Source organism: Synergistota bacterium (assembly GCA_025060595.1).
In the GTDB taxonomy this organism is placed as follows: Bacteria; Synergistota; GBS-1; order GBS-1; family GBS-1; genus 42-11.
Genome location: JANXBX010000013.1, coordinates 1 through 26,349, shown reverse-complemented (window position 1 = coordinate 26,349; position 26,349 = coordinate 1). Strand labels below are relative to the sequence as shown.

Annotated in this window: 27 protein-coding genes; 21 read left to right on the top strand and 6 right to left on the bottom strand. The window is 40.2% G+C overall.

What is annotated here, in order from left to right; translation table 11 throughout:
* Positions 1-16: 16 nt before the first annotated feature.
* Together NZ900_08335 and NZ900_08330 are read right to left on the bottom strand one after the other, a co-directional pair.
* Entirely contained in the window at positions 17-616 is a 600-nt protein-coding gene (locus NZ900_08335; GenBank protein MCS7234090.1) for an ImmA/IrrE family metallo-endopeptidase, read from the bottom strand.
* A complete protein-coding gene (locus NZ900_08330; protein MCS7234089.1) occupies positions 613-945 on the bottom strand; it encodes a helix-turn-helix transcriptional regulator in 333 nt (110 codons plus the stop codon). The genes NZ900_08335 and NZ900_08330 overlap by 4 nt, the downstream gene beginning before the upstream one ends.
* Before the next feature lie 162 nt (positions 946-1,107).
* Between NZ900_08330 and NZ900_08325 the strand changes: the two genes are divergently transcribed.
* The 20 genes from NZ900_08325 (at position 1,108) to NZ900_08230 (ending at position 19,361) form a co-directional block, all read left to right on the top strand.
* Positions 1,108-1,287 (top strand): ferredoxin, encoded by a 180-nt coding sequence (locus NZ900_08325; protein ID MCS7234088.1) that lies wholly within the window; start codon positions 1,108-1,110, stop codon positions 1,285-1,287.
* 40 nt (positions 1,288-1,327) lie between these two features.
* On the top strand, positions 1,328-1,924 hold the full coding sequence (locus tag NZ900_08320; GenBank protein ID MCS7234087.1) for a DUF445 family protein: 597 nt from the start codon (positions 1,328-1,330) through the stop codon (positions 1,922-1,924).
* Positions 1,925-1,933: 9 nt separating this feature from the next.
* The gene (gene mltG, locus NZ900_08315; protein MCS7234086.1) at positions 1,934-2,944 is read left to right on the top strand and encodes an endolytic transglycosylase MltG; all 1,011 of its coding nucleotides are present in this window, start codon (positions 1,934-1,936) and stop codon (positions 2,942-2,944) included.
* The gene (locus NZ900_08310; GenBank protein MCS7234085.1) at positions 2,892-3,188 is read left to right on the top strand and encodes a DUF4911 domain-containing protein; all 297 of its coding nucleotides are present in this window, start codon (positions 2,892-2,894) and stop codon (positions 3,186-3,188) included. The genes mltG and NZ900_08310 overlap by 53 nt, the downstream gene beginning before the upstream one ends.
* Positions 3,145-4,191, top strand: a complete 1,047-nt coding sequence (locus tag NZ900_08305; GenBank protein MCS7234084.1) for a 50S ribosome-binding GTPase — start codon at positions 3,145-3,147, stop codon at positions 4,189-4,191. Before NZ900_08310 ends, NZ900_08305 begins: the two co-directional genes overlap by 44 nt.
* Before the next feature lie 5 nt (positions 4,192-4,196).
* A complete protein-coding gene (locus NZ900_08300; protein ID MCS7234083.1) occupies positions 4,197-5,555 on the top strand; it encodes a TldD/PmbA family protein in 1,359 nt (452 codons plus the stop codon).
* Positions 5,542-7,551, top strand: a complete 2,010-nt coding sequence (locus NZ900_08295) for a DNA translocase FtsK (GenBank protein ID MCS7234082.1) — start codon at positions 5,542-5,544, stop codon at positions 7,549-7,551. The genes NZ900_08300 and NZ900_08295 overlap by 14 nt, the downstream gene beginning before the upstream one ends.
* Positions 7,548-8,186 (top strand): thiamine diphosphokinase, encoded by a 639-nt coding sequence (locus tag NZ900_08290; protein ID MCS7234081.1) that lies wholly within the window; start codon positions 7,548-7,550, stop codon positions 8,184-8,186. Before NZ900_08295 ends, NZ900_08290 begins: the two co-directional genes overlap by 4 nt.
* A 2-nt stretch (positions 8,187-8,188) precedes the next feature.
* Positions 8,189-9,514, top strand: a complete 1,326-nt coding sequence (locus NZ900_08285; protein ID MCS7234080.1) for a UDP-glucose/GDP-mannose dehydrogenase family protein — start codon at positions 8,189-8,191, stop codon at positions 9,512-9,514.
* Positions 9,511-10,452 carry an SDR family oxidoreductase gene (locus NZ900_08280; protein ID MCS7234079.1) on the top strand — a complete coding sequence of 314 codons (942 nt, stop codon included), beginning with the start codon at positions 9,511-9,513 and terminating at the stop codon, positions 10,450-10,452. The genes NZ900_08285 and NZ900_08280 overlap by 4 nt, the downstream gene beginning before the upstream one ends.
* 3 nt (positions 10,453-10,455) lie before the next feature.
* Positions 10,456-11,163, top strand: coding sequence for a glycosyltransferase family 2 protein (locus NZ900_08275; protein ID MCS7234078.1), 708 nt, complete (start codon positions 10,456-10,458; stop codon positions 11,161-11,163).
* 3 nt (positions 11,164-11,166) lie between these two features.
* The gene (locus tag NZ900_08270) at positions 11,167-12,480 is read left to right on the top strand and encodes a glycosyltransferase family 39 protein (protein ID MCS7234077.1); all 1,314 of its coding nucleotides are present in this window, start codon (positions 11,167-11,169) and stop codon (positions 12,478-12,480) included.
* Between the two features lie 83 nt (positions 12,481-12,563).
* Positions 12,564-12,812, top strand: coding sequence for an EamA family transporter (locus tag NZ900_08265; protein MCS7234076.1), 249 nt, complete (start codon positions 12,564-12,566; stop codon positions 12,810-12,812).
* 71 nt (positions 12,813-12,883) lie between these two features.
* Entirely contained in the window at positions 12,884-14,392 is a 1,509-nt protein-coding gene (locus tag NZ900_08260; protein ID MCS7234075.1) for an ABC transporter substrate-binding protein, read from the top strand.
* A 57-nt stretch (positions 14,393-14,449) separates the two neighbouring features.
* Positions 14,450-15,466: an ABC transporter permease gene (locus NZ900_08255; protein MCS7234074.1), complete on the top strand. Its 1,017-nt coding sequence runs from the start codon at positions 14,450-14,452 to the stop codon at positions 15,464-15,466.
* 3 nt (positions 15,467-15,469) lie between these two features.
* Complete coding sequence (locus NZ900_08250) at positions 15,470-16,327, top strand: ABC transporter permease (GenBank protein MCS7234073.1); 858 nt, start codon at positions 15,470-15,472, stop codon at positions 16,325-16,327.
* A gap of 15 nt (positions 16,328-16,342) precedes the next feature.
* The gene (locus NZ900_08245; GenBank protein MCS7234072.1) at positions 16,343-17,290 is read left to right on the top strand and encodes an ABC transporter ATP-binding protein; all 948 of its coding nucleotides are present in this window, start codon (positions 16,343-16,345) and stop codon (positions 17,288-17,290) included.
* Positions 17,283-18,275 carry an ABC transporter ATP-binding protein gene (locus NZ900_08240; protein MCS7234071.1) on the top strand — a complete coding sequence of 331 codons (993 nt, stop codon included), beginning with the start codon at positions 17,283-17,285 and terminating at the stop codon, positions 18,273-18,275. The genes NZ900_08245 and NZ900_08240 overlap by 8 nt, the downstream gene beginning before the upstream one ends.
* Before the next feature lie 17 nt (positions 18,276-18,292).
* Positions 18,293-19,189 carry an Hsp33 family molecular chaperone HslO gene (hslO, locus tag NZ900_08235; protein MCS7234070.1) on the top strand — a complete coding sequence of 299 codons (897 nt, stop codon included), beginning with the start codon at positions 18,293-18,295 and terminating at the stop codon, positions 19,187-19,189.
* A complete protein-coding gene (locus NZ900_08230) occupies positions 19,176-19,361 on the top strand; it encodes a hypothetical protein (protein ID MCS7234069.1) in 186 nt (61 codons plus the stop codon). Before hslO ends, NZ900_08230 begins: the two co-directional genes overlap by 14 nt.
* On the opposite strand, the gene NZ900_08225 is transcribed toward NZ900_08230, so the two are convergent.
* A complete protein-coding gene (locus NZ900_08225) occupies positions 19,341-20,069 on the bottom strand; it encodes a DUF72 domain-containing protein (GenBank protein ID MCS7234068.1) in 729 nt (242 codons plus the stop codon). The genes NZ900_08230 and NZ900_08225 overlap by 21 nt on opposite strands.
* Before the next feature lie 108 nt (positions 20,070-20,177).
* Between NZ900_08225 and NZ900_08220 the strand changes: the two genes are divergently transcribed.
* On the top strand, positions 20,178-22,052 hold the full coding sequence (locus NZ900_08220) for a lytic transglycosylase domain-containing protein (GenBank protein MCS7234067.1): 1,875 nt from the start codon (positions 20,178-20,180) through the stop codon (positions 22,050-22,052).
* Between the two features lie 126 nt (positions 22,053-22,178).
* Here NZ900_08220 and iadA read toward each other — a convergent pair whose 3' ends face one another.
* From iadA to NZ900_08205, 3 genes are all read right to left on the bottom strand, one after another.
* Positions 22,179-23,354: a beta-aspartyl-peptidase gene (iadA, locus tag NZ900_08215; protein ID MCS7234066.1), complete on the bottom strand. Its 1,176-nt coding sequence runs from the start codon at positions 23,352-23,354 to the stop codon at positions 22,179-22,181.
* A gap of 11 nt (positions 23,355-23,365) precedes the next feature.
* On the bottom strand, positions 23,366-25,150 hold the full coding sequence (locus tag NZ900_08210) for a M28 family peptidase (GenBank protein MCS7234065.1): 1,785 nt from the start codon (positions 25,148-25,150) through the stop codon (positions 23,366-23,368).
* 10 nt (positions 25,151-25,160) lie between these two features.
* Positions 25,161-26,349, bottom strand: a 1,189-nt coding sequence (locus tag NZ900_08205) for a M20 family metallopeptidase (GenBank protein MCS7234064.1), incomplete at its 5' end; no start/stop codon positions are given.

The following is a 26,349-nucleotide window of genomic DNA, read 5'->3' as shown; positions in this document are numbered from 1 at the left end:
ATCAATTTGCCTAATATTATATCACATATGCATAAAGTAAAGGGCTTTTCCCATATCTAGAGAAGTGGAAAAAGTGGCCATCTTTCCTAAAGAAGAACTCCTTTCCCTTAGCTCCCTCAAATAGGATCGCTTTGCTGGGCAAGGGAGAAGGATCGCCGTAAAGTTTAACTATCGATAGGTTGTTTCCCTTTATGCTCAATTTATACAAAGAGACTTTAAGAAGCTTTGTCTCATTAAGCCTCTTTATAAGGGTTAAAGGTGATACTATAGCCTTTCTCGCAAGGGAAGTCAAGTCGTATTTCCAATAGCCATCCTCTATGTGTTCTCTCAGATCTTTATAGGGTAGCAAAATCCGTGCTGCTCCCCTATTTGCCTCTTCTTCGAGAATTCTCTTATCCTTCTTCAAGGGTCTTTCTCCCATGAGATGATTTTCTATATGATATATCTCATGTGCTATAGTAAATCTCTGTCTAGTTAATGAGTGATTTGAGTTATAGATTATGAATTTTTTTCTTCCCAGGTATGCTAGTCCGCATATGGATGGCGGAAGATTATAGGGTATTAATACTATTCCGAGGCTAGAGGCGATTTCGTCTAAGTTTACTGGAAGGCTCATTCTCCCTCTTTCTTTTTAAGCTCCTTTATGGCTTTAAGAAGGCTCTCTAAGCTTTCTAAATCAAGTTTGGAAAGCTCATCAGCTGCTCTGAGTAATATCTTGGTTTTTTCATCTGCTTCGAAGTTTATAATTTCCTCCCCTATAAGCTCCGATAGATTGACCTCGAGGCCAGCGGCGAGCTTTTTGAGCACTTCTATGGTGGGCGATTTTTTAAATCCTCTCTCAAGCATTGAGATGTAGCCTGGAGAAACACCGCTTCTTTGAGATAGCTCTTGTAAGGTTAGCCCTTTCTTCTTTCTTAGGCTCTTTATCTTCTTACCTATATCCATAAGTGTCACTCCCTTATTTTTATTATAGCAAAATCCTTTTATATTTTAAAACTTGGTTTAACATCTTTTGTTTTTCTTTCTACAAGGAAGCTTGAAAAGTTAAGGCTGTTGTAGTATAGTTTCATTTGAGCCTTTTTATATCACTCGAAGGGGGTGTTTTTAATGATTGTAAAGATTAATATGGATGAATGCATAGGTTGTGGAGTATGCGTTCAGCTATGTCCTGAGGTATTCGAGCTCGATGAGGAAGAGGGAAAGGCTAAGGTTGTGAAACCTAAAGGTGCTGATTGTGCTCAGGAGGCTGCAGATAACTGCCCTGTTGGTGCAATAATAATTGAGTAGAAATCAAGGGGCGGGGAAGTCCCGCCCTTAAAATGGCTTTATGGAGTATATAATTTTTCCTATTGTAGCCTCCTTTGTGGGATGGATAACTAACGTAATTGCTATAAAGTTGCTTTTTAGACCTTATAAGCCTTTTAAGGTCCCCTTTTTGAAGTTTGAGATACAGGGGGTATTGCCAAAAAGAAAAAAAGCCATAGCTAAAGCTATAGCGGATATAGTAGAGGAGGAGTTGCTTTCTAAGGATGATGTTTGGGCCAAACTTGGAAGCCCAGAGATAGAGAGCGCTTTAGTTAAAAGAATTTTATCTCTTATCGAAGAGAGAATTAAGGAGTTTTATCCTTCATGGCTTCCTGAGAAGTTTATGTTTCCGTTGTCTTACTTTTTAAATGGCTGGCTCGAGAGAAGGATTAGAGAGGCTATTTCTGAAATAAGGGAGAAGGTAAGAGAGGAAATCTTAGAGAAGCTAACCTTAAAGGATATAATAGAAAGTAAGGTTAACTCTTTTGAGTTTAAAGAGTTTGAAAGGATCGTTATGCGGGTGGCTTCGAGGGAGTTTCGTTTTGTTGAGATAGCGGGAGGAGTTTTAGGCTTATTTATAGGACTCATTCAGGTTGTGATTCTTAATGCATTGAGGTGATCTTCGAAGATGAGGTTTTTAATCTTTGGAATTGCTGTAGCTTTATTCTCATACTCCTTGCTTTTCCCCTTTAACTTTAATGATATGCCTCCCTTGCCTAAGGGGGAGAGGATAAGTTTTTACGTTTATCCGGGAGAAGGGATTGCCTCTGTTGGAGAAAAGCTTAAAAGGTTAAAGGTTATTAAGAGTGTGGAGCTTTTCTTTGACGAAGCAAAACGTAGCAGATTATCTATTAGAGCTGGTGGATACTTCTTAAGTGAAGGCATGAGCGTTTACGAGGCTATAGAGGCTTTCAAGGGGAAGCCTATCCTTGAGAAGGTAACGATACCTGAAGGTTTGACAGCGAAGGAGATAGCTAAGGTTTTCTTTGAGAGGGAGATAATTACCTCTGAGGAGGAGTTTTTAAATTTAGTATTTAACGGGAAGGATCTTTTTAAAGGTTTTAAGTTTCTCAAGGATATACCATCCTCAAGCGTTGAGGGATATCTTTTCCCAGATACTTATCACTTTCCGAAGCGTACGCCTTCTAAAGATGTTATAAGCGCTATGCTTAAAAGATTCGAAAGGGTTATAAGCCCTAAGATGCTTGAGGAGCTTTCTAAGTTAGGTTTAAGCTTCCATGAGGTTATAATACTTGCCTCTATAGTGGAGAAAGAGGGGCAAAGGGATGAGGAGTATCCTATAATAGCTGCTGTGTTCTATAACAGGCTTAAGAGAGGAATGAAGCTTGAATCTTGTGCTACTGTGGAGTACCTATTAAAGGAGAGAAAGGCTCGCCTGAGCTTGGAGGATTTAAAGATAAATTCTCCTTATAATACATATATATATAAAGGATTGCCGCCCGGGCCTATATGCAATCCTGGTTTAAAGTCAATTACGGCGGTTTTCTTTCCCGCTAGGGTTGACTACCTTTATTTTGTAAGCAAGGGGGATGGAGGTCACCACTTTTCAAGGACTTATGAAGAACATGTCGAGGCCAAGAATAGATATCTCAAAGGAACCGGACAAGAGGGTAATTAAGACTTTCTTTAAGCTTAGTCCTGAAAATATATACTATCTCTGTTCTATATTTCAGTGCTACGATGAGATAGGAGAAATAAGAACTGTAGATCCTAAGGAAGGCATTATTGTGTTAATTAGTACCCCCTCTTGTCTTCCCATATGTATGAAGGTTATAGAAGGTTTAAGAGAAGAGGGCTTAAACATAGAGGAGATAAAGGATGAAAAGATGCTTGGGATGTGGAGTTCCTCTTCAGAGCGATAACCCTGAAGATGCTGGTTACATTCCTTCTGAAAAGATTAATGATCCTGAAGCTTTGTGTCAAAGGTGCTTCAAAATAAAACATTATGGGGAATTTAAGGCGGTCTCCGTTGAAAGCTTTCCTTTTGATGAGCTTTTTAAAGCTGTTGATTTTGTTTGCTTTATAGTTGATGCGGTTGACTTTGAAGGTAGCTGGGCCTTAGAGGGGTTCAGGAATAAAGAGAACGTTTGGCTTATCATTAATAAGATGGATCTTCTTCCCTTTTCTAAGGAGGAAGTGGTGGAATGGGTAAGGAAAGAAAGGGGATGGGGTAATAAGTTATTTTTGCTTTCCGCTCGGAAGGGATGGGGATTAAAGGGCTTTTGGAAAGAGCTTACCTTCGTATGTAAGGGGAAAAAGGTGGCCTTTATGGGTGTCACCAATGTAGGTAAAAGTAGCCTAGTTAGCAGGCTTTTAAGCGATGATAGTATAACGGTTTCTCCTTGGCCTGGGACTACCATAGATATCGTTAAAAGGGAGCTCCCTGATGGCACGGTTTTTATTGATACCCCTGGTCTTGTTCCAGTGGGAAGACTTTACGATATGTTATGTCCTGATTGTCAGAAAAAGGTTGTGCCTTCCAAAAAGCTCTCGGGAAAGGTTTTCTCCTTAAGGGAGGGTAAGAGTTTAGCCTTAGGTGGTGTTGCGGCGATAACTGTTCTTGAAGGTCGTTTCCTTTTAAAGCCCTTCGTTTCTTATGAGGTTCCATTACACAGGACAAGTGAGAGGAGATTAAAGGAGATATTTTCAGGCGGCCCTTGTAATTGGCTTAAGCTTCCTTGTAAGGGTTGCTTTAGGAGGATAGAGGAGATAGGTTGGTGCGAGGAGGTTCTGACCGTAAGGGGAGGAAGGGATGTGGCGATATCTGGTTTAGGCTGGATTTCCTTTTTTGAGGGTGAGGGTAAACTAAGGCTAACGGTTCCCTATGGAGTTAAATTTAATCTAAGAGGAAGCATAAGGAGGTGAAACTTTTGAGCTATAAAGAGCTTATCCTGAAAGCGCTTGATGGTATTTATAATCTTGGGGATCTAAGCGACGTTTTTATAGAGCATTCAAGTGGTGAGGCAATAAAGATAGAGGATAATAAGCTTGAGATTTCCACATATGGAATTAAGAGGGGAATGGGTTTGAGAGTCGTTAAAGGGGAAGGTACTTACTACTTCCATGGGCTTCCTGAAGTTAGCTTTCTTGAGGAAGGTATCAGGGCTATAAGGGAGGCGTTAAAAGATAAAAGGTTAGGTAAGTTGGTTAGTAAAGGGATTTCAAGGAAGGAGATGGTTTGTCTTAAAAGGGTCTCTATTGAGGAGATAGCCGATCTCTTGTGGAAGCTTAATGACTTCTTTAGAAAGAACGAGTTCGTTAAGCAGGTTACTCTCTCTTATAGGAGGTCTTATCAGGAGGTTTGGGTTGGTAACGACGATGGTGATGTGGTTAGCGATCTTAGAATTTATACCTTTCTTACTATGGGGGTTGTGGTGGAGAAGGATGGGAAACTTGAGATTGGTTATGAGGTTATAGGTGGAACCAAGGGAGATGAGATCTTAAGCGAAAGGGATCCACTTGTAGTTGCGGAACGTGTGCTAAAGAGGGCCTTAATCACTATCTCTGCTGAGCCTTCCCCTGCTGGAATTATGGATGTGGTTATAGCTGGTGAAGCGGGAGGTACGATGATACATGAAGCGTGCGGTCATGGTCTTGAGGCAGACATAGTTAGAAAAGAGAGCTCCGTTTATGCTGATAAGATAGGGCAGGAGGTCGCATCTCCTCTTATTACGCTGGTTGACGATGGAAGTCTTAATGGTTTGGGAGGAAGCATAGGCTTTGATGACGAGGGTATACCTGCTCAAAGAACGATCTTAATAGAGAAGGGTATCTTAAAGGGATATCTAACTGATAGGCTTTCCTCGAAAAGAATGGATCTTCCTTTGACCGGCAATGGAAGAAGGGAAGGCTTTGAGGATTTTCCTATTCCAAGAATGACTAACACCTTTCTTGAGCCGGGAGAAAGCTCCTTTGAAGAGATAGTGTCTTCTGTTGAAAAAGGGCTTTTGGTTTTAAAAATGGGTGGTGGAGAGGTTAACCCAACGGATGGTAATTTTGTTTTTAAGGTTAACGAAGGCTATCTTATAGAGAAAGGGAAGATAGGTAAGCCTGTTAGAGGTGCTATACTTGTGGGGAATGGCCCTGAGGTATTGAAAAATATAAAGATGTTAGGGAAGGATTTGGCCTTTGATGTAGGTATTTGCGGTAAAGATGGACAAAGCGTCCCTGTAGGGGATGGACAACCTACCATGCTTGTGGGAGGGTTGGTCGTCGGTGGTGAGGGATAAAAGAAAGATAGCCCTAGCTATATTCCTTGTCGTTTTTTCTATCTTCACTTTTATAAGCTTGTTTAATTTTAAAACAGGGATGATCGGTAACTTTCTTAGATTAGAGCTTTTAAAGCTATTTGGTTTATCCTCTTATCTTTTTGGTGCCATACTTCTTTGTGAGGGCTTAAATCTCTTGGGTCTAAAGCTTCCCATCTTCCCGTTGCTCCTTTTTTTGCCCCTTTCTTCCATTCTTTTTCATTTTTTTGTCCCTCAGAAGCTTTTCCCCTATAAGGGTGGGTTAGTGGGAAAGCTTCTTTTCGAAGAGCTTAGCTATTACATAGGCACAGCTGGTAGTGCTATAGTTTTGACGATTTCCATATTTTTGATCGTTTATTGGCTTTTCGGTAAATCCATTAAATCGATAATTTCCCTGTTTAGAGAGAGGGTTGCTGAGGAAGATCGTCCAAATAAAAGAAGGGAGAGAGAAAAGAAGGAGCCTGAGAAAATCCAGGTTAAAAAAAGTTCGCTTGAGGAGAAGCCAGTTAGGATCATACCTAACGGAAAAGAGTCTAAATTGGCAGAGCCCCTATTCATCGAGAGCAAAGAGGAGATAACCGTACCTCCTCCTGTGGATCTACTTTATGATCCTCCCCCCTTTAAAGGTGATGGAGAGCCTATAGAGGAGGAGAGGAGAGAGCTTGAGGAAACTTTCAATAACTTTGGTATAGATGCTAAAGTGGTAAATGTAGTTATAGGCCCAACGGTTCATCGTTTTGAGGTTCAGCCTGCAAGGGGAATCAAGGTGAATAGGATCGCCTCTTTGTCTAAGGAGATAGCTTTAAACTTAAAGGCTGAAAGCGTCAGGATTGAGGCTCCTATACCTGGCAAGGGGCTTGTAGGTATAGAGGTCCCTAATAAGGTAAGAAGGGTGGTCTATCTTAAGGAGATAATAACATCTCAAATTTTTAAGAAGACGAAGGATCCCTTGGTTATAGCCTTGGGTAAAGATGTGGCTGGTTCTCCCTTCGTTATTAATATAGCTGATCTTCCTCACCTTCTTGTGGCTGGTTCGACGGGATCTGGTAAAAGCGTTTGCTTAAATGTAATAATAATGAGCCTTATATTTAGAAATAAGCCTGAGGATTTAAGGATAGTTTTGATAGACCCTAAGAGGGTTGAGTTCAGCATTTACAATGATATACCCTATCTCGCTGTTCCAGTGGTTACTGAGGTCAAGGATGCGGTAAATGTTTTAAACTGCCTTCTTGAGGAGATGGAAAGAAGGTATAGAAGTTTCTCTCGATTTGGAGTTAGGGATATATACGGTTTTAATAAGCTTAAGGGTGAGGAAAAGCTCCCTTACGTAGTCGTTGTAATAGATGAGCTTGCTGATCTTATGATGTCTTCCCCAAGGGAGGTTGAAGAGTCCATATGTAGGCTTGCTCAGATGGCTAGAGCGACAGGCATTCACCTGGTCTTAGCTACTCAGAGGCCCTCTGTTAACGTAGTTACGGGTCTGATAAAGGCGAATATTCCTGCAAGGATCGCTTTTTCCTTGCCTTCCCAAGCTGACTCAAGGACCATTCTTGACTTCTCTGGCGCTGAGAGGCTTTTAGGTAAGGGAGATATGCTCTTTCTTTCACCAGCTTTTGGTCATCCCATAAGGGCTCAATGCGCATGGGTAAGCGAGGAAGAGGTAAGAGGAGTGAGCGATTACCTAAGAAAGCTTGGTGAGCCCCAATATTGGGATGAGCTTCTTAAGGCGCCTGAAGAGGATGAGGAGTTTGATGAGATTCCCCAAGATCCCCTATATAGAAAGGCTATAGAGGTTATAATTAGTACTAAAACTGCTTCTGCGACGCTTCTTCAGAGGAAGCTTGGAATAGGTTATGCTCGTGCGGCTAGGCTTCTTGATATTCTTGAGAAGTTAGGGATAGTGGGGCCATCTAAGGGTGGAGGGAAGCCCAGGGATATACTAAAAAGCGAGGAGGAGTTAAGAGAGCTATTAGGATGACGATCGTTATATTCACTAACGGTGATTATAGGGATGAAGAGTTTTACAAAGGAATCCTTAAGAGGGCGGATCTTATAATATGTGCCGATGGTGGGGGGGATTATCTTTACAAGTGGGGTATAAGACCAGATCTTTTAATAGGAGATATGGATTCTATTTCAAAGGAGGCCTTAGAGAGTTTTAAAGGGTCTGGTGTTGAGGTTAAGCTTTTCCCCTCGGATAAGGATTACACTGATACTCACTTGGCTTTAATTGAAGCTCTGAGATACGCTCCATCGGAGGTGTTGATCCTTGGAGGGATTGGGACGAGGCTTGACCACATAATTGGGAATATCCATCTTCTACTTTTTGCCTTAAAGAGGGGGGTTAAGGCTAAATTAGTAAACGAATTTTATGAAGTTCAGCTTATTTCAGAGGGAGAATCCTTGATTGAAGCTTGGGGTGAAAAAGTTTCCCTTCTCCCTTTAACTCCTGAAGTTAAGTTTTCTTATTCAGATGGGCTAAAGTGGCCCCTTTTAAATTTAAGCTTAACCTTTGAACATCCTATAGGTATAAGCAATGAGCCACTGTCACCTATATTTAAGATAAAGGTTGAAGAGGGAATAGCTATTTTATTTCAGGTTAGGGAGGTGTAAAAGTGACTTCCTACCGAATAGCCGTTGTTGGGGCTGGCTATGTGGGATTGGTTTCAGCCTGTGGGTTTGCTGAGCTTGGGCACAAGGTGATCTGTGTTGAAAGGGACAAATCAAAGCTTGATATGCTTAAAGGGGGAGTTTCTCCGATATACGAACCTGGTTTAGAAGAGCTACTTAAAAGGAAGCTTTTTGATGGCTCTCTTGAGTTTACTGATGACCTTAAGAGAGCTTCCTCTTGGGCTCAGGTTATTTTCATATGCGTTGGAACTCCCCCTCGCGAGGATGGAAGCGCAGACCTTTCTCAGGTTGAAGAGGTTGCACGAAAGATAGCTGGCGTAATAGACGATTATAAGCTTATCGTTGAAAAGAGTACCGTGCCCGTTAAAACTGCCTTATGGATAAGGAGAACCATAGAGCTTTACGGTGGCAGAGGTAAATCTTATGATGTAGCTTCAAATCCAGAGTTTTTGAGGGAAGGTAACGCTCTTAAAGACTTCTTCAATCCTGATAGAATAGTGATAGGCGTTGAAAGCGATCGTGCTGAGAGGATATTAAAGGAGATTTACTCTAAGATAAATGCTCCTGTGCTTGTCACAGATATAAACACTGCTGAGATAATAAAGCATGCATCAAACTCCTTTTTAGCTATGAAGATATCCTTTATAAACATGGTGGCTGATCTGTGTGAAGCTGTGGGGGCGGACGTTAAAATGGTAGCAAAGGGTATGGGCTTAGATAAGAGGATAGGGGAAGCCTTCTTAGGTGCTGGTATAGGGTATGGAGGATCTTGTTTCCCTAAGGACCTTAAGGCTTTTATAAAGATAGCTGAGGAACATCATGTGGACTTTTCCCTTTTAAAAGAGGTGGAGAAAATAAATGAGCTTAGAGTTGATCGGTTTCTGAGGAAGATAAAGAGCGTCATGTGGGTTTTAAAGGATAAGGAGATAGCGATTTGGGGGCTTTCTTTCAAGCCTAATACTGATGATATAAGGGAAGCTCCGTCTTTGAAGATCGTTCCTTTGCTTTTAGCTGAAGGGGTATCTTTGAGGCTTTACGATCCTAAGGCAATGGAAAACTTTAAAAAGGCCTTTCCTGAAACAGAAAGGATAAGGTATTTCAGAGATCCTTATTCCGCTATTGAGAATGCTCATGCTTTAGTTATTCTTACAGAGTGGGATGAGTTTAAGGAGGTAGATCTTTTAAGGATTAGGGATCTTCTTTTAACGCCCATAATCTTTGATGGAAGAAATATATTTGAACCCGAAGAAGTTGGAAAGGTTGGCCTTGAATATTATCCTATTGGTAGGGGAAGGAGTTGTAAGACATGAAGGGAACTGTGCTTATAACTGGAGGAGCCGGCTTTATAGGAAGCCATCTTTGTGAAAGATTCTTAAAAGAGGGTTTTAAAGTTATAGCTTTGGATAGCTTACTTACTGGATCCGTAGACAACATAGCTCATCTTTTTGAGATCGAGGGTTTTAAGTTCATAAAATATGATGTAACGAACTTCATTTATGTTAAGGAAGATATAGATATCGTTTTGCATTTTGCCTGTCCTGCGAGCCCTCAGGATTATCTTAAGCATCCTATACATACGATGAAGGTAGACTCCTTGGGAACCTTGAATACCCTTGGATTGGCCAAGGCTAAAAAAGCTAGATATGTTTTAGCTTCTACTTCTGAAGTCTATGGAGATCCTGAGGTACATCCTCAACCTGAAAGCTATTGGGGAAGGGTTAACCCTATAGGACCAAGAAGCGTGTATGACGAGGCTAAACGCTTTGCTGAGGCCATGACCATGGCCTATCATAGAGAGCATGGAATAGATGTAAGGATAGCAAGGATATTTAATACTTATGGTCCGCGCATGAGGCTTGATGATGGAAGAGTAATACCTAATTTTATATGTCAGGCTCTAAAAGGAGAACCCTTAACAGTTTATGGTGATGGTAGTCAAACTAGGAGCTTTTGCTACATAGATGACCTTATTGAGGGTATCTTTAGACTTGCTGTATATGATGGTTTAGATGGAGAGGTCTTTAATCTCGGTAATCCCGATGAATATAGTGTCAAGGAGCTTGCCTTGATAGTAATTGAGCTTGTGGGCTCTGATTCGAGCATGGTCTATAAGCCCTTGCCTCAGGATGACCCTAAAAGGAGAAAACCTGATATAACGAAGGCTATTAATATTCTAGGCTGGAGACCGAGCGTTCCTCTTAAGGAGGGTTTGACGAAAACTATAGAGTATTTTAGGGGGAAGATTTAGTTGATGAAGCTTTCGATAGTAATTCCTGTTTATAATGAAAAAGCTACTATTGAAGAGGTTATAGAAAAGGTTAAATCTGTGAAAATCCCTATGGAGAAGGAGATCATAGTTGTTGATGACTGTTCTAAAGATGGCACAAGAGATGTATTAGCAAAATACTTTAGTGATCCTTCTTTAAAGATTATCTTTCATGATGTAAATAGGGGCAAGGGAGCCGCTTTAAGGACCGGATTTAAAGAGGTTACGGGAGATTTTGTAATAATTCAGGATGCCGATTTAGAATATAATCCTGAGGATTATCCAAAGCTTCTTAAGCCTCTTATTGAAGGTAGAGCTGATGTAGTTTACGGTTCAAGGTTTCTTCCAACGGGGGAAAGGGTAGTTACCTCTTTTATCCATTATTATGCTAATAAGTTTTTAACCTTTTTGGCCAACCTATTTTGTAACCTAAGCTTAACTGATATGGAAACCTGTTATAAGGCTTTTAAGAGGGATTTGCTGAGAAGATTCGAAATTGAGGAAGATAGGTTTGGCATAGAGCCAGAACTTACCGTTAAGTTTTCTAAGCTTCGCTGTAGATTTTATGAGGTTGGAATCTCCTATATAGGTAGAAGCCATAAGGAGGGCAAGAAGATAGGTTGGAAGGATGGTTTTAGGGCTATATGGTGCATAATAAAGTATAAGCTCTTTTGGAAGCCTGGTGAGGTGTGAGGTATGAAGAGGGGATGGCTTTTACCTGTTATTTTGGCCTTTGTTTTAAGGCTCTCCTTGTTTTTATTTATATCCTTTTATAATCCATCTTTTATGATTCAGCCTGATAGTCCTGGCTATGTAAATCCTGCTGAAAATCTTATTAAATATGGTCTTTTTTCGAGCGGTGAGCCTCCTAATCTTAAGCCTGAGACCCTTAGAACTCCAGGTTATCCTTTATTTATAGCTTTATCTTATTTAGTCTTTGGTAGAAAGATTGAATCGGTAATAATTCTTCAAATTATTATAGGTGCGTTGCTTCCTCTTTTATCTTGGAAGATATTGGAGGAGCTTGGAGCTTCTTTAAGAGCGAGGAGGATAGCGGCATATATTACTGCTTTAGATCCTCTTCTTTTAATATACACTGTTAATGTTTTAACGGAGGAGCTTTATGCTTTTATCATAGCTTTAGTTATTCTCTTATATTTTAAGGTTTTAAGGGGTTTTACTCTTTTTCATTTGTTTTTGGCTTCGATTATGACTGGTTTTCAAGCTTATATAAGGCCTGTAGGAGTATATTTTCCTGTTATAGTTTTTCTTTATTTTCTCTTTCTTAAGCGTTTTAAGGAGGCTTTTACCATACTTTTAGTTAGCTATCTTTTAATATTTGGCTGGTCGTTTAGAAACTATAAGGAGGCTGGTGCTTTTGAGTTTTCTACAATTTCTGGAGTTAACATGGCTTTCTATAGGGCTTCCTATGTTTTGCAGTTTGAGAGAGGGGAAAGCTGGGTAAAGATTCGAGAGGAGCTAAGGAGAGAGCTTGAGGAGAAGGGTAGGGGTTTAAATGAGGCTCAGAAACTTGCTTTAGCTAAGAGGATGGGTTTAGAGATTATTCTTTCTCATCCGATTTCTGCTATTAAAGCTTTTGTAAGGGGTATTTTAGGAACCCTCTTAGGTCCTGGAGGGGCTTATTATCTTGTGGCCTTTAAGGCTTATATTCCGGGTTCAGGTATACTGAACAGGCTTTATGAGCTTGGTTTTTTGAGATTTTTGGTGTTGCTTTGGAGGGAGTATAGGTGGTTGTTTTTGGTTGAGCTTTCCTTTGGGCTTTATTTTCTATTTATTTACATTTTTGCTTTGTTAGGTTTTTGGAGGAATCTTTTAAGGAAGGAGGTTTGGCTTTTAATCTTAACTATATTTTACTTTTTGGTCATATCTGCGGGACCGGAGGCCTATTCTAGATTTAGGGTTCCCTTTGAGCTTTTTCTTATAATTTTATGTTCTTTATATTTTGAAGGGAGGGGTAGAAGTTCAACAAGATTATTCTTATCCTGGTAGTTATAGCTTTATCGAGCTTAGGGCAGGTGCTCTTGAAGGGAGGGGTTTCGTCTATTGCTTTTAAGGGGGACCTAAGCTCTCTTTTGAGCTTTGGGGTTGATTGTGCTAAAAGCTATGTGGTTTTATTGGGATTGCTGTGTTATGCGTTAGGTGCCTTTTTTTGGCTTTTGGTTTTAAAGCTATCTGACTTGAGCGTAGCCTATCCTATGGTCAGCCTGACATATCCTGTGGTTTTATTTCTTTCCTTTGTTTTGTTTGGTGAAACCATAACTTTTAGGCAGATAATTGGGATTGCGGCTATAATGGTAGGGGTATCTTTGGTATATAGGTAAAAATGGTTCTACTGTTTTGTATGCGTGGTATCAAAACGTATTATAATTCTTTTGAAGGGGGTGAGGTGAAGGTGAGGAAAGCTGTCTTAGCGATACTTGCTGGTTTGCTTCTGCTATCAGGTTATGCTTTTGCTCAAGAGAAGGATACTATAGTTATTGGTACCACGGATAGAATAGTTACTCTGGATCCTGCGAATGCTTATGATTATCTTTCTTGTAATGTGATAAGGAATATTATGTCTGGGCTTGTGGATTATAAGCCTGGGACTTTAGAGATAGTTCCCGCTTTGGCTGAAAGGTGGGAGATAAGTTCAGATGGGTTAATTTATACTTTTTATCTTCGCAAGGGGGTTAAGTTTTCTGATGGAACGCTCTTTAATGCTCGTGCTGTTAAGTTTTCTATCGATAGGGTGTTTAAGCTTAATGGAGATCCTTCATTTCTCTTGACCGATGTTATAGATAGTGTGGAGGTGGTAGATGACTATACTGTCAGGATAAAGCTAAGATATCCTTTTGCGCCTTTACTTTCGGTTATGGCTTTCACTGTGAGCTTCCCTGTTAGTCCAAATGCTTATAACGATAGGGAGTTTAGCGATATTGGTGTTGGTGTCGGGCCATACAAAGTTAGAAAATGGACGAAGGATGAGGAGCTTATTTTAGAAGTTAATCCCAATTGGTATGGGCCTGCTCCTAAAGCTAAAGTCATAGTTATAAGATTTTATGAAAACTCGCAAAGTCTGAAGGTAGCTATAGAAAAAGGGGAGGTCGATATAGCTTATAGAACGCTTAATCCTGAGGACATACTTGATCTTAAAAAGGATGATAAGCTAAAGGTCTACGAAAAGGAAAGCCCTGCTATAAGATATATAGTGTTTAATGTTAAAAGGGAACCTTTCAATAATATTAATGTGAGAAGAGCTATAGCATATGCTATAGATAGAGAGATGATAACTAAAAGGGTCTTTAAAGATACCGCTTTTCCGCTTTATAGTATGATACCCGTTGGCATTTGGGGTCGCTTGGATGTGTTTCCTAAATATGATAGGGAGAAAGCCATAGGGTTATTGAGGGGGGCAGGTTATAGTGAGAGCAAACCCCTTAGTATAGAGCTATGGTATACTCCGACTCATTACGGTTTTATGGAGGCCGATGTTGCTCAAATGCTTAAGCTTATGCTTGAGGCAACGGGGATTATAAGGGTTGATGTTAAATATGCTGAATGGGCAACTTATGTAGAATATTTTGAGAGAGGGATAATGGGAATTTTCTTGCTTGGTTGGTATCCTGACTATATTGATCCGGATGATTACATCTGGCCCTTTGTTCACTCCTCGAGCAGCCCTAGCCTTGGAAGTTTTTACTCTAATCCCAAAATGGATGAGATTCTTTTAAGAGCTCGTCAGACGCCTCATGTGGAAGGAAGATCTAAGGTTTATGAGGAAGCGCAGAGGCTTTTAGCTGAAGAGGTACCTTATATACCCTTGTGGCAGTTAAAGCAGTATTGTGTGGCAAAGCCCGAGATCAAGGGAATACTTCTTGAACCTACACAGATATTTAGATATTACCTCCTTTATAGGTAGCCTGAGAGGAGGGCTTTAAGGCCCTCCTTTCGGAGGATTTTGGAGGTGTAAGAACTTTTGTCCTCCCTTCACAGTTATATCCTAACAAGGCTTATTTTTATTATCTCCATGATTTTAATGCTTTTAACCTTTGTATTTTTTATCTTTAGGGTTCTTCCGGAAGATCCTATAGATGCGGTTTTAAGGAAGAATTTTTCCCCTGAGCAAAAAGCCCAGATAAGGAAAGAGCTTGACTTGGATAAGCCTATAGTAGTTCAGTATTTCAACTATATACACGGTGTTTTCAAAGGGGATTTGGGTCGATCTATGCTTACTGGTAGACCGGTCTTAAAGGAGATTCTCGAAAGGTTTCCGGCTACCTTAGAACTTATAATTTTTTCTTTTCTTATAGCTTTCCTTTTGGGATCGCTTTTGGGTATTAGGTCTGTGCAAGGGAGAGGCGCTTTCGATTCGACCTTAAAATTTTATCCTTTAATAGTTTACGTTTTACCAGTTTTTTGGTTAGGGATGATATTTCAACTTCTTCTTGGTGTAAAGCTTGGGATCTTACCCATATCAGGTAGGATATCTCCATTAGTTAAGCCTAGTTGTATAACTGGCCTTTACCTTTTGGATAGTCTTGTTTCTTTTGATTTCGAAGTTTCCTGGGATGCTTTAAAACATCTATTTCTTCCATCCTTTTTATTGGGGATTTTTCTTTCTGGTATGATTTTTAAGATAATCAGGAGAAGTATTATGGAGATGTTGAGGATGGATTTTATAAGATCGGCTAGAGCAAGAGGTATATCGGAAGGGGTTATCTTCTATAGATACGCTGTTAAAGGTGCTTTAATTTCCGCTATTGCTTCGTTTACCCTTGAGTTTGCATTTCTACTTGGAGGGGGTGTTTTAATCGAGCGTGCTTTTTCTTGGCCTGGCCTGGGGGCTTTTCTTGTAACGAGCATAGAATGTGGAGATTTAACTATAGTTCAAGGGGTTATAGTTTTTTATATTTTTCTTATTGCGCTTGTGAAATTTATAGTCGATGTGATTCACGCTTATTTAGATCCTCGGATTAGATTGGGGGAGGAATAGCCTTTGGAGTTTAGAGTCTTTCATTCCTTCTTAAAAAGGGTTGTTAAAGAAAGAGGGGGAATTGCTTTAGTAATTGGAGGAGCGATTATTCTATTTTTCTTAATTCTCTCTCTTTTTGCTCCTTTTATAGCCCCTTATGATCCAATAAAGCCTGTTGGTCCTGTATTTTCTCCTCCTACGAGGGAGTTCATAATGGGGACCGATAATATGGGGAGGGATCTTTTTAGTAGAGTAGTTTGGGGGGCAAGAACAACCTTGACTGTGGCTTTTCTAGCCACTTTCTTTTCCTCTTTTATGGGTATAACCTTGGGAGTCGTATCTGGATATAGAGGAGGATTATTTGATAAGATTTTAACCTTTATAATGGATTCTCTTTGCTCTTTTCCAAGCTTCATATTGGCTATAGCCATAGCTGCGGTTTTAGAATCAAGCCTGTTAAACATATCCCTGTCCATAGCTATTGTGCAAGTTCCTATTTATTTTAGGGCGATAAGGGATCATGTGAGTTCGGTGAGAAAGATGCTTTATGTTGAAGCTGCTAAAGCTTTAGGTGCTAACGATTGGGTGATCTTAACTAAGTATATCCTTCGAGGTATCCTACCATTGTTTCCTATTATTGTTTCTGCAAACGTTGCTGGTGCTGTGCTTACCGAGGTGGGGTTAGGCTTTTTAGGAGTAGGTGTTTCTCCCTTAATGCCTGATTGGGGAATCGATCTTTCTAGCGGTCAAAAGTTTATACTTCAAAATAGATGGTGGATGATCTTATATCCAGGCTTTATGGTAGTTCTTTTAATATTAGGACTTAATTTATTTGCTAGGGGATTGGAAGAGAGGCTTAGTCCTAAATTAAAGGAAAGGTAGAGTTTAATGGGGATTTTGATTGAAGCCAGGGACTTAAGGGTTGGTTATGAGGTTGGAGAGAAAGTTTTATGGGCTGTGGATAGAGTAAGCTTCTCCATAGAGGAAGGGGAGATATTCGGAGTTCTTGGAGAATCCGGATGCGGTAAAACCACTTTAGCCTTAAGTTTCTTAAAGCTCCTTCCAGCTGAGACTAAGTTAGAGGGCAAGCTCCTTTTTGAAAGTAGGAATGTGCTTGAACTTCAAGAGGAGGATCTGAGAAGGCTTAGGGGAAAAGAGATAGGAATAATATTTCAAGAGCCTATAACGAGTTTAAACCCTATAATGAGGATAAAAGAGCATTTTCTGGATACTATAAGGGCTCACTTTGATATACTTGAGGATGAGGCTTTGAATATCGCATCTTCGACTTTTAATGCCATTGGGATTCCGTCCTCTATCCTTAATTTTTATCCTTTTGAGCTTTCTCACGAGCAAGCGCAAAGAGTCTTGATAGCTTTAGCTTTGGCTTTAAAGCCGAAATTACTTATAATTGATGAACCTACTAATGCTCTTGATATAGTTGATCAAGCTGGGTTTTTAAAGCTCATAGTCTCTTTAAGAAAGAGCTTTAAGTTAACGATAGTTCTTATGACGCGTGATCTTGGAGTAGTCGCACAGACTACTGACAGGGTTATGGTTATGTATGCTGGGGAAGTTATTGAAATAGCTCCGACAAGGGAGCTGTTCGGAGCCCCGCTTCACCCTTACTTTAAAGCATTGCTCTTTTCTGCTCCTAATCTGGATCTTGAAGATTTCGAGCTTCGTTCTCTTGAAGGTTTTCCTTCGGATCCTCTTAATCCACCTAAGGGATGCAGGTTTCATCCAAGATGCTTTGAGGCTATGGATATATGTGGGATGAAGGAGCCTAAGGTGTATAAGGTGAGTAAAAGTAGGTTAGTGAAATGTTGGAAGTATCATGGATAAGTTGGACATCTTGTTAAAGGTAGAGGATTTAAGGAAGTACTTTGAAGTTAATAGGAACTTTGTAGAAAAGATTTTTCTTAGAAGAAGAGAGCTTATTCGTGCTGTTGATGGCGTTTCCTTTGATATAGCTACTGGTGAGACCTTAGGGGTTATTGGTGAATCGGGAAGCGGTAAGACCACTCTCGGTAAGCTTATCTTAAAGCTTCTTGAGCCTGATAGCGGTAAAATACTCTTTAAAGGGGAGGATATAACTTTCCTTTCGGGAGAGAAGTTAAGAAGAATGAGAAAGAGCTTTCAAGTTATTTTTGGAGAAACTAATTCTCTTAATCCTTACATGACGGTGGGTGAAGCGGTAAGACATCCTTTGATTATCCATGGGATTGGGACAGAAAGGGAGCAAAAGGTTAAAGTTTTCAAGATGTTTGAAAGATTGGGGTTAAGTCCTCCCGATGGCTTTTATTATAAATATCCTAATGAGCTTTCTGGATGGCAGAAGCAGAAAGTAGCTATAGCCAGGGCTTTGATATTAAAGCCTAGTTTCGTATTGGTAGATGATCCGCTTTCTATGCTTGATGTTACAGTTAAGTCGAAGCTTTTGAAGCTGCTGATAGAGCTTAAGAAAGACTTTAATCTTACTTACCTTTTTATAACTCGTGATCTACCCTCAGCTAAGTACGTATGTGATAGAATATCAGTTATGTATATGGGAAGGATGGTTGAGATCGGGAGGTTAAAAGACGTTTATCTTTATCCTGCTCATCCCTATACTAAAGCGCTTCTTTCATCTATTCCGATACCTGATCCGAGCGCTAAGATAGAAGGTTTGCTCTCAGGTGAAAGGGTTTTTAATTATGTGAAGGTTTTCTCAGGATGTGGTTTTTGTCCGAGATGTCCTTTTGCTAAAGATGTCTGCTTTAGTAAGGAGCCAGCGCTGGTGGAGGTCGCTTCAGGACATTATGTGGCTTGTCACTTTCCATTAAGGTAAAAAGGGGGTTGTAGCCCTTGCAAGAGGATTATATGGTTAGGGGAGTAGCTTTAGATGGAAACGTTAGGATACTGGCCTCAAGGATAACTAATACTTTATTAGAGATAAGAAATCGCCAGGATGCTTCTCCAACCGCTATTGCTGCCTTAGGTAGATTGGTTTGTGCGGCAGTTATGATGGGCTGGGATATGAAGGTGCCTTATGGAAGGCTAACCCTTCAGGTGGTTTGTAATGGTCCCATAAGGGGAATGATAGCTGACGCTGATACTGAGGGTGGAGTTAGGGGTTACGTTAAGAATCCTCTTGTAGATCTGATGCCCAGTGAAAAGGGGAAGATAGATGTGGAAAGGGCTGTTGGTAGTGGCGATCTTATTGTGATAAAGGATTACGGTATTAGGGAGCCTTATGTTACCAGGATACCTTTAATAAGTGGGGGAATAGCATTAGATATAGCAAAATATTATAGGATCTCAGAGCAAGTTCCTACTGCTGTGGCTTTAGGGGTTCTTGCAAACCCAGAGAGGTTGATAGCTTCAGCGGGAGGAATTATAATACAGCTTATGCCAGGAGTAAGTGATGAATTTGTTTCTTTCCTTGAGGAATCTTTTTCAAGGCTTGGTTCTGTAAGTAGGAAGCTTGATGATGGTATGACTCCAGAGGAGATCGTTGAGGAGCTCTTAGGGAAAGATGTTAAGCCAGAGTGGCTTGCTAGAAAGAAGGTGGAGTTTAAGTGCACTTGTAGTAGGGAAAAGGCTGAGGCGATAATATTGGCCCTTGGCAGAGAGGAGATAAAAAAGATGATTTCAGAAGGAAAAGGAGAGGTGGAGTGTAAGTTTTGTAATGCAAAATACCTTTTTGATATAGAGGATTTGGGAAAGCTTCTTGAGGAGGTGGAAGAGGATGAGGGAGCTTAAGTGTGCTTCCTGTGGAGAGATTTTTCAGATTGAAAAGGGAGAGCTTCGCTGTCCGAAGTGTGGTAGCAGGACTCTTATATTGATAAAGGGTGACACTTTAAGAAGGAAAGGCGGAGCTGGTAGCTGTAGTACATGCTCTACGGGCACATGCTCAACATGCGGAATAAGTTAAATCTCTTAATAGCTTTGCGTTTTTAATAGCGTAGGCTTTTGTGTCGTTATTAAAGTATACGAATATATTCTTTACGTTTTTAGCGATTTCCTTTATCTTTAAAGCCCAGCTTTCTATCTCTTCTTCTGAATAGAGATAGTTATACCAAGCTGTTTTCCCATGAAACCTTATATAGGCCCAATCTGCTGTTACTTTTACTATCTCAGGGAGATTAGGTGCGCTTACAATTACGAAGGCGCAGTTTTTCTCACGAAGTAAATCTTCGATTTCTTTTGAGTTAAACCAACTTTCTTCTCTAAACTCAAAGGCGAATTTAAAATCCTGTGGAAGGCAGTCTAAGAAGCTTCTTAAAAGCTCTGCTGAGCATTTCAGCGAGGGCGGAAGCTGAAAAAGTATGGGACCAAGGTTTTCCTCTAAGCCTTGGGCTTCCTTAAGAAAGGCTTCTAAATCCTCGCAAGAGTCTCTTAACCTCTTAATATGTGTTATCACTCTGAAAGCCTTCAAAGTAAAGAGAAAGTTAGAAGGAACCTCTCTTTTCCATTTCCTTAGGTTCGCTTTCTTTGCTCCCCTGTAGAATGTGGAGTTTATCTCCACAGTATTAAAATCCTTAGCGTAGAATTTAAACCATTCGTTTGGAGGAAGATCCTCAGGATAGTAAAGACCCTTCCATCCTCTATAGAACCATCCTGAGGTACCTATATATAGCATTTTATGGCTCACCCCATTTTTAATTTTTCCTATTGAGCTTTTCTTAAGATCATTATAGCATAGATAATAGTCTGTTAGATCCTGAGGGATTGGAGGGAGGAAAGGTTAATGAGAAAGAAAATTATTTGCAAGTTTATCATAGCTTTTCTTGCAATTATCTTAATTCCGTTAGAGGCTTATTCTGCCAATTTAGATGATCTTTTATCTATGGCGAATCAGAAGAGGAGAGAAAGATCGCTTGACGAGGCTTTAAAGCTTTATGCTGAGGCTTTACCTCAAAGTAGGGAGCTCTCCCCTTATATAAGGCTTTATATGGGTTTGATCTATATGGATAAAAGGGATTATAACCAAGCGCTATCTTATTTTGAAGCTTTGTGGAAGGAAAGGAAGAATTTGCCCTTAGAGCTAGAAGCTATAGTACCTTATAGGATAGCTCAGGTTTATGAGGAGATGGAGGATTTACAGAGGGCTTATGATTTTTATCTTCTGAGTTTGACTTCAGGTACAAGTTATTTAAGGAAGCTTGCTTATGGTAGGCTTGCGTATTTAGCATACAGAATGGAGAAGTATGATAAGGCTTTTGAGTGGCTTTTGCCGATTTTGCAAGATAGCCCTAACGATAAGTTAGCTAATGATCTTGTTCTTAAGCTCTATCCCAAGATTAAAGAGCCTTCGTCTGAGTTCCTTTACAGGGTAGGAAGAGCTTACTATCTTTTAAATAATTATAGTAGAGCCCTGGATTTCTTTAGAAGGGCGGGCAGAGGCTTTTGGGAAGGATTAAGTCTTGAGAGGTTAGGAAGAAAGAAGGAGGCTTTTGATGTTTATTCAAGGTTGGTTAAATCTGGTGAGGTAAGTGAAAGCTTAGTAAGGCGCTTCGCTTGGGTTTCAGAGAGCTTAGATCTTAAAAAAGAGGCGATCGATCTTCTTATAGGGTTACTTAGAAAGGATGTTCAAGATAGGGACATGATAATTTACTACTTATATTACTTGAGTGACAATGTAGAGTATAAGAAGGCTTTGAAGAGAGATTATCCCAAATCTAAGTGGGCTTTAAGGGTGGCTTGGTTCGATGGTTGGAAAGCCTACTCAGCGGGTAAATATAAAGATGCCTTGAAGGAGTGGGATTTTATAATCAAGTATCATAAGGGAGAAATTCCTCATGCCAAAGCGATCTACTATCTTTCTAAAGTTGGACTTTATCCTAAAGGAAAGGCTAAGGAGGAGCTCTTATCTTTATTCCCTACAGAGTATTACACCGTTAAAAGGTATAACATACCTTTAAATGATAAGCTTCCTTCCTTTCCAGAGGATAGGCTTTTGAGGAGACTTTATAAGGTTGGCTTTTGGGAAGTCGCTCTTGTTAGGGCTAATCTGCTTGAAAAGCTAGAGGCTCACTCAAGAGACTACTATCTTTCTCTCGTTTCTGAGAAGTTATCTAACTACAGGTCTTCTATATCTTATGCTTATTCTCTCATTAACTCTGGCTTTAGAGATCCAAGAATATGGAAAAGGGCTTATCCGCTGGGAGACCATTATAATCATATTCTTGAGAATGCTAAAAGGGAAAAAGTTGATCCTCTTCTTGTTCTTGCGGTTATTCATCAAGAAAGTAGATTCGATCCAGATATAGTTTCTTGGGCAGGCGCTATAGGTTTAATGCAGCTTATGCCATTTACGGGGGAAGCCTATGGAATTAAGAATAGAGATCTTCTATTTTCGCCCGAGATAAATATAAAGTATGGTATAAAACATCTTAAGGAGTTTTTAGATCGATACAATGGCAATCTTTACCTTTCTTTAGCTGCTTACAATGCTGGTCCAGGTAATGTTGATAGGTGGCTTAAAGATACAAAGGCTAAAGACTGGGAAGAATGGGCTGAGAGCATACCCTTTCAAGAAACTAGAGATTATGTAAGAAAGGTCATGGCAGCTTATAGGATATATAAGGAGCTATATAGAGAAAAACCAAAATCAAAATCTTAGAGTTTTATCAAATCCTTTTCCTTGCCTGTGACAAATGTAAACTATACCTTTCGTAATATTCGTGCTTTAAATCGAGCGTTGCCGTTTTAAATCCTTTTAGGCTTATTTAAAGGATCTTTTATCATATCATTCTTCAAAGGTCCCCTTTACTATAAGCTTTCCCTCTTTTATCAAGGTTTTTCCCTTTGCGAAAAGATATACTATATCCAGCTTTTCATCTAAGACTAATATATCTGCATCGCTTCCTACTTTAATCGTTCCTTTCTTTGGATAGAGCTTTAAGGATCTTGCGGGGTTTAACGTTACAGTTTTGATAGCGTCTTGGAGAGGTATCCCTTCCTCAATTATGAGGTTTTTAAGCTCCCTATATAAGGATAATGGTTCTGCCATCTTTAAGCCTATCAAGTTTCCTTTTTCGTCAAAGGCCGGAAGGCTCCCATTTCCATCGGAGCTCATAGTTATGTTTTCTATAGGAACGTCCTGATCTAAGCAATATCTTATTGCCCTTGAGGCCTTGATAGCTTTACTTGGTCCGGTTCCAGAATTTATGCTTGATGTCATATCTATAAAGCCACCGAGCTTAGCGAATCTTATTCCCTCCTCTAAAAGGTCTGGGTTTCTATTTATATGAGTTGGTGTGAATTGCCTGATGGGTATCTCTTTTTCCTCGACTATTTCGAATAGAAATCTTAATCCTGTCTTTCCATCCCCTACATGAAGGTGTAGTACTCCTGCCTTTCCGCTAAGCATTCCTCCAAGGCGTGCTTCAGCTGCGAGCTTTTTAATCTCTTCCTTGGTAGGTTGAGAAGACCTATGGTCTGATATGGCTATCTCTCCCGCCCCTAAAACTTCCTTTATGAGGATTATGTCGTTTCTTATGCTTCCCGTTATGGTTTTTACCGGGATTTCATAAGATCCTGTATATATGAAGGCTGTGATTCCCTCTTCTTCTAAGGCACGAGCTTTGGCAAGTAGGGATGTCATGTGTCTTGTGGTTCCATCTGTTCCAAGGCATCCGACTACCGTTGTTATTCCTCCCATAATAATTCTGCTTAAGGTGATCTCAGGTGTACGGGATGAAAAACCGGCTTCCCCTCCACCACCTATAAGATGGATATGCTGATCGATTAATCCTGGGACTATGTAGAGTCCCGTTACATCTATCACTTCTACATCTCCATATTCTGGAAAGGGAGAGATGTTTGGAGCTATGTTTGCTATCAAGCCTCCTGCTATTAATATGTCTTTATTCCCTTGTGGATCTGGAGAAAAGAGCTTTCCACCTTTAATTATCTTAAACAATTTTATCACCCTCAGCTTTTCAGCTCGGAAATCAAACTTTCTGTGGCAATTAATGCCATCCAAAGCATTTCATGAACGCCATTTAACCTCCTTCTTAGTTCAACTAAAAAGGCCATTTTCTGGTCTATGTCGCTTAGGTACTCTAACCTTTCAGGCTCAAGGAGGATAGGCATCGGAGGCTCAGGTGTAGCTGGATCATGAAAGTAGAAAGGTCCACTACAGTAGTTTAATCTAACTAAGATCCTTTCAATATCTAGTATCTTCCTGTTTATATACGGAAGCCTCTTTTTGAGTGTTGAAGCTTCAAGCTTTTCTAAGTATGTCTCTGCTTCATGTAGCCTATTTTTTAACTTAATGGATAGTTCTAAGGCTATCTCTATAGCTGAACTGATTTGCATGTCTTCTTCGCCTGGACAAACCCTTTGCCATCTTTTAGCGTATTCATCTATATAGTTGCTTATCTCGATGACTGCAGAGAGAGGTATTAAAGGAATCAGAGGTGCTGTTAAAAACCACCATGTAGCTCCAAGAATTATCTTAGTATCGCGGACTAAATTTTCAGGGTCTATAATATCTATGGTATCTAAGGGTGTATGCCACCAGGGGCCAAGCCCTCCTGTTCTTTTCCTGCCGAGTAGCATTGATGTCGCTCCCTTTGTGCTAGGGGGTTGTTCTGCGGGTGTAACAAGTAGGGATGGTACTCCACAGCCCCAAAAAGATTGGTCTCCCATCCTAGTGAACCTATTTCCTATGAGCTTTTGACCGCATACGATTTCTATAACCCTTTCTCCAACGAATCTTGTTTCCTCCATGATGTTTCCTTCTGTAACCACGCTTGCCCCTTTTGCTCCAAGACAATCGGCGTTTATGTGTACTATACAGTTTGATAAAAGATCAAGATAGTTTTGGTCTGAGTACCAAGTGGAGCCTCCGTATCTTCCGTGAGAGTGTCCCGACCAAAAAGCTACCTTAAGGCTTCTTTGGAGTTCCTTTCTATGTAAGGATGCTATTCTTAAGATTTCAAGCTGACAGGCATTTCCACTAGCATTATCCATAGCTCCATGGTACCAGGAGTCTACGTGCCCGCTCAAAAGTATGAAAAGTTCTGATTCAGCTTCGCTATCCGGCTTAATCTCGGCCACTATGCAGTTAGTTTTCGTCCATTTAGTTTTGACTTTTGTGAAGATCTTTGCAGTTAGTCCTCTCTTTGCATAGGAAAGAAGCTCTTGAGCATGATTGAAACCAACGGATATAGTTGGTATTTGAGGAAGCTTCTTGAGATCCTCAAGATTTGGGCTTCCCCAAACGGGTGAAACTATCATCTCTGGTGGTGGATCGGTATCTGCTAAAAATATGCAAGCTGAGGCCCCTTTTAAAGTAGCGTCAAGAAGAGCCTTAGGATTAGCTATTCCTCTTACTAAAGCAAATCTGTTTTCCCTTTCATTTAGACTAAGTTCTTCATATAATATCAGTTTTCCAGTAATACCGGTGGGAGGGGTTGATGGGGACATAGAGTGAGTTATACAAGGTATGTTCCTAGTTCCTCCTTCGGGTAGCTCTACCAGAAGCTGGGCTTCTACGGGGACGCTCGAGAATATTACTGGTTTATATTCTGTTATTGATGCCTTTACTTCTTCACATCGCGTCTTTATATAGTCGAAGGCTTTTTCTTCCTCTTCTGAGCCTGTTATTCTAATCCATCTGGATATTTCGTGAGTATCGCGCATAAGGTTATCCTTATTGACTTCATTAAGTATCGATAGTAGCTTCGAGATGTCTACTTCTCTTAAGTTCATGTTTTTCCCCTCACGAAGAGAAAGCTTTAGCTATATTTATGTAGACTTCTGTAGCTAGCTTAAGATGTTCTATGGGAACGTGTTCATTAACCTTATGAATAATTTTAGGATCGCCTGGTCCAAACCATACCCCAGGAATATTCCTTTTAAGAGAATAGTAAAGATCACCAGCGGAAAGCGTTCCCCTAAGTAAGGGGGTTCTTCCAGTAATCTTATAAATTAATTCAACTAGCCTCTTTATCTCTGGATGATCTATCGGGGTTTCCACAGGGTCTCTCTCCTCGAAAACCTCAAATAAAGATATATTCACATCTTTCTCTCTCGAGGTTCTCTCCAGTATTTTTCTAACCCAATCTATATATAGTTTAGCGTTTTTAGGGGGTCCCATTCTTATATCATATTCCATTATACAGTTTTCTGGTACAACATTTACTCTTGAACCTCCGCGCATGGTTCCAAGGTTAATTGTATCTGGGCCAAGTAGAGGATGAGGGTTAAGGTTGCTTTCGCTTGTTAGATGCCGCATCTCCAGTGCTATTTCTATTGCCTTTTCTATAGCGTTTACTCCCTCTTGAGGTGCTCCACCATGAGCTGCTTTTCCGCTAACTCCTATTCTCACCCATATCCTTCCCTTAAAGGCTGTCATCAGGTCTAAGTTAGTTGCCTCACCTAATATGTGGAAGGTAGGGCTCGGGAGCCCTACCTTCTCAAGCCCTTCATCAAGGAGATATTTCATTCCCATCTTTCCAGCGATTTCATCATCTACTGTAGTTGCTATCATTAAGTCATGCTTTGGTCTCCACCCAATTCCTTTAAGGAATTTAAGTGCATAGATCATACAGGCTATTGCACCTTTCATGTCGGCAGAACCTCTGCCCCATAAAGCTCCATCAGCTACTTCTCCGGAGAAAGGAAGATATTTCCAATCGTTTGGTTTTCCTCCTTCAACTACATCCATGTGTCCGCTTAAAAGGAGAACCTTATTTTCATTGAGATATCCTCGCCATATCCCTACTACATTAGGTTTATCCTTTTGTCCCCTTATTATATAAGATTCAAGGCCAAACTCTTCCATACTCCTTTGTATTACATAGCATAATTCTTCATAGTTTCCTGGAGGGTTTTCCGTTGGAATCTGTATAAGTCTTCTTCCAAGTTCGATTATCTCTTCTAAATCCTTTTGACTTATACGAATTATA

Bases quoted from the DNA above. Each gene is read 5' to 3' on its own strand.
- NZ900_08335 (MCS7234090.1), bottom strand. From the start codon at position 616: ATGAGCCTTCCAGTAAACTTAGACGAAATCGCCTCTAGCCTCGGAATA.
- NZ900_08330 (MCS7234089.1), bottom strand. From the start codon at position 945: ATGGATATAGGTAAGAAGATAAAGAGCCTAAGAAAGAAGAAAGGGCTA.
- NZ900_08325 (MCS7234088.1), top strand. From the start codon at position 1,108: ATGATTGTAAAGATTAATATGGATGAATGCATAGGTTGTGGAGTATGC.
- NZ900_08320 (MCS7234087.1), top strand. From the start codon at position 1,328: ATGGAGTATATAATTTTTCCTATTGTAGCCTCCTTTGTGGGATGGATA.
- mltG (MCS7234086.1), top strand. From the start codon at position 1,934: ATGAGGTTTTTAATCTTTGGAATTGCTGTAGCTTTATTCTCATACTCC.
- NZ900_08310 (MCS7234085.1), top strand. From the start codon at position 2,892: ATGTCGAGGCCAAGAATAGATATCTCAAAGGAACCGGACAAGAGGGTA.
- NZ900_08305 (MCS7234084.1), top strand. From the start codon at position 3,145: ATGAAAAGATGCTTGGGATGTGGAGTTCCTCTTCAGAGCGATAACCCT.
- NZ900_08290 (MCS7234081.1), top strand. From the start codon at position 7,548: ATGACGATCGTTATATTCACTAACGGTGATTATAGGGATGAAGAGTTT.
- NZ900_08280 (MCS7234079.1), top strand. From the start codon at position 9,511: ATGAAGGGAACTGTGCTTATAACTGGAGGAGCCGGCTTTATAGGAAGC.
- NZ900_08275 (MCS7234078.1), top strand. From the start codon at position 10,456: ATGAAGCTTTCGATAGTAATTCCTGTTTATAATGAAAAAGCTACTATT.
- NZ900_08270 (MCS7234077.1), top strand. From the start codon at position 11,167: ATGAAGAGGGGATGGCTTTTACCTGTTATTTTGGCCTTTGTTTTAAGG.
- NZ900_08240 (MCS7234071.1), top strand. From the start codon at position 17,283: ATGGATAAGTTGGACATCTTGTTAAAGGTAGAGGATTTAAGGAAGTAC.
- NZ900_08230 (MCS7234069.1), top strand. From the start codon at position 19,176: ATGAGGGAGCTTAAGTGTGCTTCCTGTGGAGAGATTTTTCAGATTGAA.
- NZ900_08225 (MCS7234068.1), bottom strand. From the start codon at position 20,069: ATGCTATATATAGGTACCTCAGGATGGTTCTATAGAGGATGGAAGGGT.
- NZ900_08220 (MCS7234067.1), top strand. From the start codon at position 20,178: ATGAGAAAGAAAATTATTTGCAAGTTTATCATAGCTTTTCTTGCAATT.
- NZ900_08210 (MCS7234065.1), bottom strand. From the start codon at position 25,150: ATGAACTTAAGAGAAGTAGACATCTCGAAGCTACTATCGATACTTAAT.